This window comes from Azospirillum sp. B506 (assembly GCF_000333595.1).
GTDB lineage: Bacteria > Pseudomonadota > Alphaproteobacteria > Azospirillales > Azospirillaceae > Azospirillum.
On sequence record NZ_BADK01000132.1, the window covers coordinates 1 to 11799 of the forward strand.

The following is an 11799-nucleotide window of genomic DNA, read 5'->3' on the forward strand; positions in this document are numbered from 1 at the left end:
AAGCAGACGAACCAGCAGCATGCCGAACTCTTTCCGCGGTGCCGTCTCAGCATGGCGCGCGGGGTGGGGGGCGACAATCCGTCAATTGGTCAGGACTGCTACCCAATTTGGCATTGCGGATGTATGCGCTGGGTCATGCGGGTCCACCGCTCTGCGGAGTCCCGAATGCGGAAAACCGCCCGGCCCCGGGTGGGGCGGGCGGTTCCGGACGAGCGGTGCGATGGTGCCGCGAAAATCCCGAGGGCATCCCCGGGACTTTACCGGCAGGAGGGCAATCAGCCCTCCTCTTCCTCGGTCGCGGTCTCTTCGACGAAGGTGTCTTCTTCTTCGTCCTGATCGCGCAGGTCGGCGGCGGTGATCATGCCGCCACGCTGGGCCTGCAGCTCGGCTTCTTCGGCCGAACGGGCGACGTTGACCGTTACCGTGATCGACACTTCCGGATGCAGGACGACGCGCAGCTTGAACAGACCCAGGGTCTTGATCGGGGTGTCGATCTGGACCTGCTTGCGATCGGTCTTGTAGCCGGCGGCGGTCAGCGCGTCGGAGACGTCGCGGGTGGTCACCGAGCCGTACAGGACGCCGGTCTCGGCGGCCTGACGGATCACGACGACCGTCACGTTGTCCATCTTGGTCGCGACCTGCTCGGCGTCCTTGCGGCGCTCCAGGTTCACGGCCTCAAGGTGGGCCTTCTGCTTCTCGAAGACGGCCAGGTTCGCCTTGGTGGCGCGCATGGCCTTCTTCTGCGGCAGCAGATAGTTGCGGGCGAAGCCGGGACGCACATTGACGACCTGGCCCATCTGGCCGAGCTTCTCGACCCGCTCCAGCAGAATAACTTCCATCACTCGTCCTCCTGACCGGGGGCCGCGGGGGAAAACCGGCGGCGCAGCCCGATCCATTGCTCGATCATGCCCAGGCCGACCAAAAGCAGGATCGGCCACCCGAAGAGAAACAGCATCATGTAGAAGCCAACCAGGATCAGCGTGCGCGCCGATTTGCGGCTGGCAAATACATGAACCACCGAAAGCCCGGCGAAGGCGAACGGGACCGCCAGGATCAGAGCCAGATTGACCGTCAGGAACCCGATGGTCCCTGGTACGGCCGATGCCACAGCGACCGATACCGCGAACAGCGGCGCCAGCCAGTTCGGCAAGTCCAGCTCGGCCAGACGCATGGCAGGGCGCCGGTTGCGGCCGAACCGCATCAGCGCCCCCTGCGCCAGCACCGCGTTTACGATCGTCATGACAAGCCATGAGACCGCAACCAGTCCCGGCAGGACGGCAGCCACCCAGAATGCCTCGGGATCCGGGGCCGGCTGGCCCTGCGAACGGAACACCGGCTCGACGACTCGGGCCAGGGTCTGCCGCATCAGCCCTTCCAACCCACCGGGTTGGTCGAGCGTCAGGATCACCGCAGCGAGCAACGCCGCCACGCCCATCCCGGTCAGGCCCATCAGGACCCGGCCGGGCGGATACCATTCCAGGGTTCCATCCTCCCGCGAACGCGCCAGCAGCGACTGCCGCACCACCAAGATCGCCGGGGCGGCCCCGGTCACCAGGTAGGACAGCGCCACCAGCATGCTGCCGGAGGTGCCCAGCATCACAGCCGCGGTGCCGGCCAGACCGGCCAACGCCACGGTGGGTGCACCCAACCACAGTCCGGTCAGGAACAGCGGCAGGGGGGCCAGATAGCCCAGGATCAGCGCACCCATCCCGCCGAATGTGACCGACAGGTAGAAGAACGCGCTTGCCAGACCGCCGCTGACGGCGACCACCAGCGGTACGGCCGGACCCAAGGCCATGGAAACCCCTTAAAGAACCTTCACCGAAACAGTTCGGCCGTTGCCGGGCTTACTTCACCACGTAGGGGAGAAGGGCCAGGAAACGGGCGCGCTTGATGGCGCGGGCCAGTTCGCGCTGCTTCTTCGTCGAGACCGCGGTGATGCGGCTCGGGACGATCTTCCCGCGTTCGGAGATGAAGCGGGACAGCAGCTTGACGTCCTTGTAGTCGATCGCCGGAGCGTTCGCACCCGAGAACGGGCAAGTCTTGCGACGGCGGAAGAACGGGCGGCGAGCGCCGCCGGTGCGGGCCGGAGCGCCCGTGGTCTGCTTGTCGGACATTTACGCGGTCTCCCCTTCGGCGGCGGCAACGTTATCCTGGCGGCGCGGCGGACGCGGGCCACGGTCGTCGAAACGACGCGGACCACGATCACCACGCTCGCCGCGCTCGCCACGCTCGTTGCGGCTCTGCATCATCGCCGACGGGTTGGCATCGAGGGCGTCGACACGCACGGTCATGAAGCGCAGCACGTCTTCGCTGATGCTCATGTTCCGCTCCATCTCGGCGACGGCGGCGGCCGGCGCGTCGATGTTGAAGAGGGTGTAGTGACCCTTGCGGTTCTTCTTGATCTTGTAGGTGAGGGTCTTCAGACCCCAGTATTCGCTCTTGGCGATCGTGCCGCCATTGTCGCGGACGATCTGGGCGAACTGCTCAGAGAGCTGCTCGGCCTGGGCGGCCGAAATGTCCTGGCGCGCGATCAGCACGCACTCGTAAAGTGCCATTGCACTCCCCATGGCTGTTCATGGTCCGGCGCTGTGTCCCATCCCTCATGGATCGGATCAGCTGCCCGGGCCTAGCCGACGGCGGACCGCCGGCAAGGAGTTATGAAGCGGCGCAGTATGCACAGGGCGACGGTGGTGGCAAGCGCAAATCCGGCCTGTTCCGGTCCGCTTTGGTGAATTTCTATTTAGGCCATAGGGAACTGCCCGGATGAACCCTGCTGCGCATGCTCAGTCATGGGCTGTGTAGGGGCGGGGCAAGGGGGGGTATCGCGCGGGATACGGTCCGGCGCATTTGACCGAAGTGCAATCCAACAGCCAAGCAGCCATCTTCCGCCTGCCGTTCACGGCGGGGTTCCGGGTTCGATACCGGCTGGGGATTCCGCCCGCGGCGATGACAGCCCGGTGCCTGGAGTAGCCATGCGCAAGAACATGTTGCCGTACCATGTCGTTGAGTTGAGGGGGCTGGCCTGCATCCTGCTGGTCGCCTACCATGTGGTCGGCATTCCCGGATCCGGCATGCAGGTGGCGGACGGATCGATCTACCGGTACGCCACCGACAGCTTCGAGCTGATCCGCATGCCGCTCTTCACCTTCATCTCGGGACTGGTTTACGCCCTGAACCCGGCCCGGAGCGACAGGCTGTGGACCTTCTTCGTCAAGAAGCTGCGCCGCCTCGGCTATCCTTTTCTCGTGGTGTCGGCTCTCTTCTATTTCCTGCAGACCCACGCGCCCGGAGCCAACGGGACCTTCGTTCCCGACTCGATGTGGCGGATCTATGTCTTCCCCTATGCCCATTTCTGGTATCTGCAGGCGCTGTTCCTGATCTTCACGGCGGTGGCACTGATGGATGCGCTCCATGCCATGGACAGGCCGGGCGGATTCGCCATCGCCATGGCAGCGGCGGTCGTCGCCTGCCTGGTCGTTCATGTCGATTCGAACGTCTTTTCCATCAACGAGGCGTGCTTCCTGTTGCCGCACTTCCTGTTCGGGGTGGGGGTCACCCGGTTCCGGGCGATGGTGCAGCGGCAGACATTGTTGGGCGCCGCCGGTGCGGCGCTTGCCATCGGGGTGGTTCTCCATCAGGCATCCCTGTGGGGGCATCTTCCTCATTTCGGCTGGAACAGCAACGTTGCCCTGCTGTGCGGCATGGGTGGGGCGGTGACCCTGCTGCACGCCATGCCGTCGAGCCGGATCTTCCGGACTGTGGGGGCCTCGTCCTATGCCATCTACCTGCATCACGCCCTGTTCGCCGCCGGCGCGCGGGTGGTCCTGCATCGGCTCGACGCTCCGGACGGCGTGATTTTCAGCATGGCCCTGTTTTCCGGGCTGATCGGCCCGATGGTGCTGGAGGCGTTGGCGCAGGTCAGGCCCTGGACCAGGGTGGCGCTGATGGGCAAGGCGTGACCGCAGGCCTTTGATTTGCACTGCGGCAGACGGCGCAAGACCCGGCAGGCGGTACCTATGCGGGAGCCCACGAACAACCCCTTCGCAGCGGCGGTTTTTCGTGGGCCTTCTGCCTTAATACGTGGCGTTTTATCGCGCCATTGTCGCTTTGGTCATCGCGCGTCGCTTGACTTGCTAAAAAGTGAGGGTATGACTGTCGCCCAATCCATGGTGCCGCCGCAGGGGCGGGGCGCATTCATCCAGGGTTTCACCGAAGCATGACCAGGGCGTTCGTCTTTCCGGGGCAGGGCAGCCAGGCCGTCGGCATGGGCCGCGAACTCGCCGAGGCGTTCGAAGTCGCTCGACACACCTTTGAAGAGGTTGACGACGCGCTGAACCAGCGGCTCTCGCGCCTGATGGTCGAAGGACCTGAGGCGGATCTGACCCTGACCGAGAATGCCCAGCCGGCCCTGATGGCGGTCAGCGTCGCTGTGATGCGCGTGCTGGCAAGCGAAGGCGGGGTCGACCTGTCGAAGCATGCCACTTTCGTCGCCGGCCATTCGCTGGGTGAGTATTCCGCCCTGTGCGCTGCAGGCGCCTTCTCGCTGGGCGACACCGCGCGCTTGCTGAAGCTGCGTGGACAGGCGATGCAGAAGGCGGTTCCTGTTGGCAAGGGCGCCATGGCGGCTCTGCTGGGCGCCGACCTGGATCAGGCGCAGGCGATCGCCGCCGACGCCGCCCAGGGCGAGGTGTGCAGCATCGCCAACGACAACTCGGTCGGGCAGGCGGTGATCTCCGGCAGCGCAGACGCCATCGACCGAGCCATCGCTCTGGCGGCGGAACGCGGCCTGAAGCGCTCAGTTCGCCTGCCGGTGTCCGCTCCCTTCCATTGTTCGCTGATGCAGCCGGCCGCCGATGCGATGGCGGACGCTCTGGCGAATGTCACGATTTCCGCTCCGGTGGTTCCGGTGGTGGCCAACGTCACCGCATCGGCGGTGTCGGATCCCAACGCCATCCGCCGGCTGCTGGTGGAACAGGTGACCGGCATGGTCCGCTGGCGCGAATGCGTGCTCTTTATGAAGGAGCAGGGCGTCGAACGGCTGGTCGAGGTCGGGTCTGGCAAGGTGCTGGCCGGGCTGACCAAGCGTATCGACAAGGAACTGGCCGCAGTGTCAGTCGGCACGCCGGCCGATGTCGAGTCGTTCCTGAAGTCCTTGTGAACATATCAGTCCCGTGAGGCCATCCATGTTTGACCTGACCGGCAAGTCGGCCCTTGTCACCGGCGCGTCCGGCGGCATCGGCGCGTCGATCGCCCGCGCCCTGCACGCCCAGGGTGCCGCCGTCGCCCTGTCCGGCACCCGAGTCGCTCCACTGGAGGCCCTGGCCGCCGAACTGGGCGAGCGTGCCTTCGTCGTGCCGGGCAACCTGTCCGAGGCCGCGGCGACCGAGCAGCTGTTCAAGGATGCCGAGGCGGCGCTTGGCAAGATCGATATCCTCGTCAACAATGCGGGTCTGACCCGCGACCAGATCGCGATGCGGCTGAAGGACGAGGACTGGCAGTCGGTCATCGACGTGAACCTGACGGCGGCCTTCCGTCTGTCGCGGGCCGCCATGCGCGGCATGATGAAGCGCCGCTGGGGCCGCATCGTCAACATCACCTCGGTGGTTGGCGTCACCGGCAATCCGGGGCAGGCCAACTACGCCGCGTCCAAGGCCGGCCTGATCGGCATGTCCAAGTCGCTGGCGGCCGAACTGGCCTCGCGAAACATCACCGTCAATTGCGTCGCGCCGGGCTTCATCGCCACGGCCATGACCGACGCGCTGAATGACGAGCAGAAGCAGAAGCTGCTCCCCGCCATTCCGGCCGGCCGCATGGGCCAGCCGGACGAGATCGCCGCCGGGGTCGTGTACCTCGCGAGCGAGGAGGCCGCCTACGTCACCGGCCAGACGCTGCATATCAACGGCGGCATGGCCATGATCTGATGAGGATCGGACGGGGCGGCATCGCCACGTGTGAAGAACGGCGCCAACCAGCTTCCCTCGCGGGTGCTGGTCAAGGCTGCTGAAATGTGTTATCGGACGGGGCTTTTCGCGGCAGGACGGCACGTTCTTCGCGTGTTGCTCCGACCGGATTATCCCGAGCGGTTTCAAGGATTGGAAGGTCTTAAAAGATGAGCGACATCGCCGAGCGCGTGAAGAAGATCGTTGTGGACCACCTGGGTGTCGAGGAGTCGAAGGTGGTGGAGAACGCCTCCTTCATCGACGATCTGGGCGCTGACAGCCTCGACACCGTCGAGCTGGTCATGGCCTTCGAGGAAGAGTTCGGTGTCGAGATCCCGGACGACGCCGCGGAGAAGATCCTGTCGGTGAAGGACGCCATCGACTTCATCAAGGCCAACGCCGCCGCCTGATCGGGCCGCGGGCATTGAGCCCCCGAGGGCCAGGCGATCCGCATTTGCAACATCAGCAGCGCGGGGCCTGGCCGTCGACGACCAGATCGTCGACAGTTTATTCGAGGAAAGGTCAAGGAACAGCCTCATGAGACGTGTCGTCGTCACCGGACTCGGTATGGTCACGCCGCTGGGCGTCGGCCACTCGCTGAACTGGGAGCGGCTGATTTCCGCAACGTCGGGAATCCGCGGCATCACGGGGTTCGACGTTTCGGACCTGGCCTCCAAAGTCGCCGGGCAGGTTCCGCGCGGAACGGGTGAGGGCGAATTCCTCGCCGACACCTTCGTTTCGCCGAAGGACCAGCGCAAGATGGATGACTTCATCGTCTTCGCCATCGCTGCGGCGCAGGAAGCAATCAAGGATTCCGGTTGGGTTCCCCAGACCGATGAAGAGCGTGAACGGACCGGCGTCATGGTCGGTTCGGGCATCGGTGGCCTTCCGGGCATCGCCGACGGCGCCGTGACCCTGCACGAAAAAGGGCCGCGGCGCCTGTCGCCCTTCTTCATCCCGGCCTGCCTGATCAATCTGGCCTCCGGCCATATTTCGATCCAGCATGGGTTCAAGGGTCCCAACCATGCAGTCGTCACCGCCTGTTCGACCGGCGCACACGCCATCGGCGACGCTGCCCGTCTGATTATGTGGGACGATGCCGACATCATGGTTGCCGGCGGCACGGAGGCGGCGGTCAGCCGTCTCGGTGTCGGCGGTTTCGCCGCGATGCGCGCGCTGTCCACCAATTTCAACGACACGCCCGAAAAGGCGTCGCGTCCCTATGACAAGGATCGCGATGGCTTCGTCATCGGCGAGGGTGCCGGTGTCGTTGTGCTGGAGGAACTGGAGCACGCCAAGAAGCGCGGCGCCACCATCTATGCTGAAGTCGTCGGTTACGGCCTGTCGGGCGACGCCTACCATATCTCGGCTCCGGCCGAAGACGGAAATGGCGGGTTCCGCGCCATGAAGGGCGCACTGAAGCGCGCCGGCCTCAACCCGTCCGAAATCGATTACGTCAACGCCCATGGCACTTCGACGCCGCTTGGCGATGAGATCGAACTCGGTGCGGTGAAGCGTCTGTTCGGCAACGCCATGGACACCCTGGCGATGTCCTCCACCAAGTCGGCCATCGGCCATCTGCTGGGGGCAGCCGGGGCGGTCGAGGCGATCTATTCGATCAAGGCGATCAACCATGGCATCGTGCCGCCCACGCTGAATCTCGACAATCCGTCGGAGAGCTGTACGGGTGTCAATCTGGTGCCGAAGGTGGCGCAGGAGCGTCGTGTCCGCGCCGCGCTGTCGAACTCCTTCGGGTTCGGTGGCACCAACGCCTCGCTGGTGTTCAAGGAATTCGCGTAAGCGAAGCGCCGCACCCGCATTGCGGTCTGCAGTCCTCAAGAGGTGAGCGATGGGCTGGGGTCTCCGAATTTTCGCGGGGACGCTGGCCCTCGCGGTTGGTGCAGCGGGCGGAATCTATATCTGGGGCTACCAGCGCTATTCGGCCCCCGGACCGTTGGAGCAATCCGAGACGGTCATCATTCCGCGCGGTAGCGGGTTGGAGGCTATTGCCCTCACCTTGGGCGACTCCAATGTGATCGGGTCGCCGCTGGTCTTCGTCGCCGCAGCCAAGCTGACGGGAACCTTTCGCGAATTGAAGGCCGGCGAATACCAGTTTCCGGCAGGAATCAGCATGGAGGGCGTCCTGGAGCAGATGCGCCAGGGTCGTACCGTTGTGCATCGCTTTACTGTGCCGGAGGGATTGACCTCTGCCCAGGTCGTGGCGCTTCTGGGACGGGAGCCCGGCCTGACCGGAGAGATTGTCAAGCCACCGAAGGAAGGCTCCCTGCTGCCGGAGACCTACCATTTCGCGTACGGCGACAGCCGCGCGGCTCTGATCGAGCGGATGCAGACGGCGATGGCCCAGACGCTGGCCGAGGCCTGGAAGAACCGGGATCAGAACCTGCCGTTCGAGACGCCGCAGCAGGCGCTGACCCTTGCCTCGATCGTGGAGAAGGAAACCGGCATTGCCGCGGAGCGGCCGCGTGTGGCCGGGGTCTTCATCAACCGGCTGGGAGCCGGCATGAAACTGCAGTCGGACCCCACGGTGATCTATGCGTTGACCGACGGCAGCGGCGAGTTGGGCCGCGCCTTGACCCGCAATGACTGGAAGTTCGAGTCCCCCTACAACACCTATGTCGCGAATGCGCTGCCGCCCGGCCCGATCGCCAATCCCGGCAAGGCGTCGATCCAGGCGGTGTTGAAGCCGGAACGGCACGAGTTCCTGTATTTCGTCGCTGATGGTTCTGGCGGCCATGTCTTCGCCAAATCGCTTGCCGACCACAATCGCAACGTCAGCAAATGGCGCGAGGTCCAGCAGAGCCGGCAACCTGATCACGGCGAAACGTCGTCGGAATGACGGCTGATCGATTGGGCTGAGGGCCGATAGCGATCTGGTCGGTTGCGCGCAATTTGAGAATTCGGCAATCTTTGCATTGCAGCAAATCCGACCACCATTCCCTGGGGAGATGTGATGAGCGTGGATGTCGAACAGCGCATCCGGGATCGCGCCTATGCGATCTGGCTGGAACAGGGCTGTCCTCACGGCCGCGATGCCGATCATTGGCTTCAAGCGGAACGGGCGATCCTGGCGGCTTCAGCCGCCACTCCCGACCAAGCCCCGATCGCTGCCGTTGTGAAGGCCCCGCGCAAGACCACCAACGCCAAGCCGCGCACCGTGGTGAAAACCGCGGAGGCGGAAGTCGCGCCTACGGAGCCCCCAAAGGCGCGCAAGCCGCGGACCCGCAAGCCGGCTACGGCTTGATCGTTTGCGAAGCGGTTCCGGGGTCAGGCGGCGTTCGAGGCCTGTGGCAGTTGCAGGTTGGAGACGACCATCACCCCGGCTGCCGTGCCGTAGGATTTCCGAGCGGTGCGCAGGGCCTCCAGCGCCTCCATCAGGCTTTCTTCGGCGAAACCCGGCGACAAGCCGGCCAATTCCCGCTCCGTCAAGTCGATGAAGGCATCCAGCAGGCGCGCGTGGATGCGGCTGGCCAGGCGAACTTCATCGGCGACCTTCTGTGCGGGCATGGGGAACTCCCTTGGTGGCGTATGGGGCTGATGTTAGGAAGAGCGTCATTTCGGGATTGAGTGTTCCCGCAAGCCGATTAAGCGGCGAATAGGGTTAAAAGAACTTTAAATACCAGATAATCCCGAAGGGGAATAAGAATTACCACTTCGGTATCTGCCAGGATGCCGGTAATCCCGCTGCTTTAAGGGCGTTTCGTCGTACCGGGTCTCGTCACTATCGTAGAACTTCAACAAATGGCCAGGCTTCAGCTGGTCTGGAATCGGGACACCTGTCGCCGCGTCTCGTCGGCCAAGCGGGAGAGATGCACCATTGTCGCGGCGATCTCCTCCGATGCGGCAGCGTTTTTGGAGGCGACGGTCCGCACGCTTTCGACCGAGCGTTCGATCTCGCGGACGGAGGCCTGCTGTTCCTCCATCGCTACAGCGACCGACTGGAACGCGCCATCGATTCGGTCCACCCGTTCGGCCAGCCCATCCATGCGGCGGCGGGCCTGCTCGGTGACAGCCCTCCCTTCTTCGGCCAGAGCCGCGGCGGCTTCGACGATCTCGGCGATCTGGCGGGCGCTCTCCACCGCATTGTCGGCGAGCTTGCCGACCTCCTCGGCGACCACCTCGAAGCCCTTGCCCTGTTCGCCGGCTCGGGCGGCCTCGATGGAAGCGTTGACCGACAGGATGTTGGTCTTCACCGCGATCTGGGTGATGGCTTCTGTGATGCGACCGATGCGGCGGCTGTTCTCTGCAATGGTCTGGGAGACGCGCAGAAGCCGCGCCATGTCCTCGCGCCCGCCATCGGCGAAATCTGCGGCGTCCTTCACCATATCGGAAGCATCGCGCGTGCTGTCGGTGACATGGGCGATGGCACGGGCCGATTGGCCCACCGCCATTGCCACCTGATCGAGATCGTCGGTTTGTTCCGAGGCGCCGTCCGACACATGGGCGATTGCAGTGCTCGCCTGCCCGGCGGCGACGGCCACCTGTGTCGCCTGTTCGCCGATGGTGCGGAAGGTGGCGCCGGTCTCCTGCAACAGTGCAACCATCTCGCCATAAGCCCCGTGGAACACCGGCGCGGCCTCCCGCTCTGACGTCTCCCGCTCTGTCGCCTCCACCGGCTTGCCCGACAGCCGGTGCATCTCGCCATGCAGGCCATGCAGCACCTGGATGACGGTGGCGACTGCACGGCCGATGGAGCCCAGTTCGTCGCGCCGGCCGGTGCCCGGCACCGCCACCGTCAGATCGCCGTCCGACAGGCGCTGCACCGCGGCGGTGGTGGCGGCGATCGGGCCTGTCAGGCTGCGGGCGATCAGGATGGACAGCAGAGCGCCGGCGGCCAGCGCACCGAGTGCGCCGCTCCACAACAGCATCACCGCGCGCGACCGTCCGGCCTCCCGTTCCGCCGTCTGAGCGGCCACCAGCTGTGCCACCTGATCGTTGACGATCCTGGCGGCGTCGCGCATGGCGTTGCGGGCGACATTGCGCCGGACGACGATGTCGGCGACCAGCAGGAACTCGGTCTCCACCCCCATGACGGAAGCGGTCAGCTTTTCCGATTCGTGCAGGGCCTCGTCGTCCTTGGCCGACTTGCGGACATCGCCGACGACGGTCAGCAGCCGGTCGATGCTGCCGCTCAGTGAGTTGCGCCCGGACCCGCCATGATCGATCAGGAACTGCTGCACATCCAAAAGCGCAGCACGGGTTTCCTGGATCAGCCGACCGGCAATGGTGACAAGCATGGCCGAGGATTCCAGTGCGGTCACCGCGGCCCGGTCGCCAGGGTCGGCCTTCACCCGTGCCAGAGCATCGGCATAGCGTGCCGACTGCGCTTGGGTCAGCGTCTGGGCGATCACCAGCAGGGCGGCCGTCTGCTTGCGCAGCTTGGCCAAGCTGGCGAAGCGGTCGACCTCCAGCCCTACGACCTCGTCGAAGGATTTGCGGTAGGCCGCAAGCTTCTCCAGCGCTTCCCGCAGGGAGTCCGGTGGCACCGCATGGTCTGGCAGGGCCAGCAGCGTCTCGGCCTCCGCTCGCAACCGGTCGGTCAACTGTCGCACTTGTCGGGCGGCGGAAGGGTCGACATCCAGCAGGTAGCGCGCCTCCTCCTGCCGGGCGCTGTACAGCAGCGTGTCCAGGCGGGCGGTTTGGGCGGCGACCTCCACCTGCAAGGCATAGGTGTTCAGCCCGCTCCAGCCGACGACGGCGACGGCGAGCGTCAGCAGCAGGACGGCGGCGAAGCCAAGGGCGATGCGGGTGGCGATCGACATGCCGGTGGAAGTCCAATCAAGGCCGCCCTGGGGCGGCGTCGGGTGAGAGGATGGCAGACGGCGGACTGCCGCGGAAA

13 protein-coding genes are annotated in these 11799 nt (G+C 65.2%); 7 read left to right on the top strand and 6 right to left on the bottom strand.

Features of this window, described 5'->3' with window-relative positions; genetic code table 11:
* Positions 1–275: 275 nt before the first annotated feature.
* Genes rplI through rpsF form a run of 4 tightly spaced genes read right to left on the bottom strand, consistent with a single transcriptional unit; the run spans position 276 to position 2558 of the window.
* On the bottom strand, positions 276–839 hold the full coding sequence (gene rplI, locus I71_RS04615) for a 50S ribosomal protein L9 (RefSeq protein WP_042691272.1): 564 nt from the start codon (positions 837–839) through the stop codon (positions 276–278).
* Positions 839–1798, bottom strand: coding sequence for a DUF2232 domain-containing protein (locus I71_RS04620; RefSeq protein WP_042691275.1), 960 nt, complete (start codon positions 1796–1798; stop codon positions 839–841). The genes rplI and I71_RS04620 overlap by 1 nt, the downstream gene beginning before the upstream one ends.
* A gap of 49 nt (positions 1799–1847) precedes the next feature.
* Positions 1848–2117, bottom strand: coding sequence for a 30S ribosomal protein S18 (gene rpsR / locus I71_RS04625; RefSeq protein ID WP_012974291.1), 270 nt, complete (start codon positions 2115–2117; stop codon positions 1848–1850).
* A complete protein-coding gene (gene rpsF, locus I71_RS04630) occupies positions 2118–2558 on the bottom strand; it encodes a 30S ribosomal protein S6 (protein WP_042691282.1) in 441 nt (146 codons plus the stop codon).
* Positions 2559–2975: 417 nt separating this feature from the next.
* Between rpsF and I71_RS04635 the strand changes: the two genes are divergently transcribed.
* The 7 genes from I71_RS04635 to I71_RS04665 all read left to right on the top strand — a co-directional run bounded on the left by I71_RS04635 (position 2976) and on the right by I71_RS04665 (position 9204).
* A complete protein-coding gene (locus I71_RS04635; RefSeq protein WP_042691286.1) occupies positions 2976–3962 on the top strand; it encodes an acyltransferase in 987 nt (328 codons plus the stop codon).
* Between the two features lie 257 nt (positions 3963–4219).
* Complete coding sequence (gene fabD, locus I71_RS04640; RefSeq protein ID WP_042691290.1) at positions 4220–5161, top strand: ACP S-malonyltransferase; 942 nt, start codon at positions 4220–4222, stop codon at positions 5159–5161.
* Positions 5162–5186: 25 nt separating this feature from the next.
* Positions 5187–5924 (top strand): 3-oxoacyl-[acyl-carrier-protein] reductase, encoded by a 738-nt coding sequence (gene fabG / locus I71_RS04645; RefSeq protein ID WP_042691294.1) that lies wholly within the window; start codon positions 5187–5189, stop codon positions 5922–5924.
* Positions 5925–6112: 188 nt separating this feature from the next.
* A complete protein-coding gene (locus I71_RS04650) occupies positions 6113–6352 on the top strand; it encodes an acyl carrier protein (RefSeq protein ID WP_014247969.1) in 240 nt (79 codons plus the stop codon).
* Between the two features lie 127 nt (positions 6353–6479).
* Positions 6480–7742, top strand: coding sequence for a beta-ketoacyl-ACP synthase II (gene fabF / locus I71_RS04655; RefSeq protein ID WP_042691300.1), 1263 nt, complete (start codon positions 6480–6482; stop codon positions 7740–7742).
* Between the two features lie 49 nt (positions 7743–7791).
* Complete coding sequence (gene mltG, locus I71_RS04660; RefSeq protein ID WP_042691303.1) at positions 7792–8799, top strand: endolytic transglycosylase MltG; 1008 nt, start codon at positions 7792–7794, stop codon at positions 8797–8799.
* A gap of 114 nt (positions 8800–8913) precedes the next feature.
* Positions 8914–9204, top strand: coding sequence for a DUF2934 domain-containing protein (locus I71_RS04665; protein ID WP_042691307.1), 291 nt, complete (start codon positions 8914–8916; stop codon positions 9202–9204).
* A gap of 23 nt (positions 9205–9227) precedes the next feature.
* Here I71_RS04665 and I71_RS04670 read toward each other — a convergent pair whose 3' ends face one another.
* Together I71_RS04670 and I71_RS04675 are read right to left on the bottom strand one after the other, a co-directional pair.
* Positions 9228–9467 carry a hypothetical protein gene (locus tag I71_RS04670; RefSeq protein ID WP_042691312.1) on the bottom strand — a complete coding sequence of 80 codons (240 nt, stop codon included), beginning with the start codon at positions 9465–9467 and terminating at the stop codon, positions 9228–9230.
* Positions 9468–9712: 245 nt separating this feature from the next.
* Positions 9713–11799: methyl-accepting chemotaxis protein (locus I71_RS04675; protein ID WP_244433631.1), on the bottom strand; the 2087-nt coding region annotated here is incomplete at its 5' end.

Coding starts and splice junctions, on each gene's coding strand:
- rpsR (WP_012974291.1), bottom strand. CDS start 2,117: ATGTCCGACAAGCAGACCACGGGCGCTCCGGCCCGCACCGGCGGCGCT.
- I71_RS04650 (WP_014247969.1), top strand. CDS start 6,113: ATGAGCGACATCGCCGAGCGCGTGAAGAAGATCGTTGTGGACCACCTG.
- fabF (WP_042691300.1), top strand. CDS start 6,480: ATGAGACGTGTCGTCGTCACCGGACTCGGTATGGTCACGCCGCTGGGC.
- I71_RS04665 (WP_042691307.1), top strand. CDS start 8,914: ATGAGCGTGGATGTCGAACAGCGCATCCGGGATCGCGCCTATGCGATC.
- rpsF (WP_042691282.1), bottom strand. CDS start 2,558: ATGGCACTTTACGAGTGCGTGCTGATCGCGCGCCAGGACATTTCGGCC.
- I71_RS04670 (WP_042691312.1), bottom strand. CDS start 9,467: ATGCCCGCACAGAAGGTCGCCGATGAAGTTCGCCTGGCCAGCCGCATC.
- rplI (WP_042691272.1), bottom strand. CDS start 839: ATGGAAGTTATTCTGCTGGAGCGGGTCGAGAAGCTCGGCCAGATGGGC.
- I71_RS04620 (WP_042691275.1), bottom strand. CDS start 1,798: ATGGCCTTGGGTCCGGCCGTACCGCTGGTGGTCGCCGTCAGCGGCGGT.
- I71_RS04635 (WP_042691286.1), top strand. CDS start 2,976: ATGCGCAAGAACATGTTGCCGTACCATGTCGTTGAGTTGAGGGGGCTG.
- mltG (WP_042691303.1), top strand. CDS start 7,792: ATGGGCTGGGGTCTCCGAATTTTCGCGGGGACGCTGGCCCTCGCGGTT.
- fabD (WP_042691290.1), top strand. CDS start 4,220: ATGACCAGGGCGTTCGTCTTTCCGGGGCAGGGCAGCCAGGCCGTCGGC.
- fabG (WP_042691294.1), top strand. CDS start 5,187: ATGTTTGACCTGACCGGCAAGTCGGCCCTTGTCACCGGCGCGTCCGGC.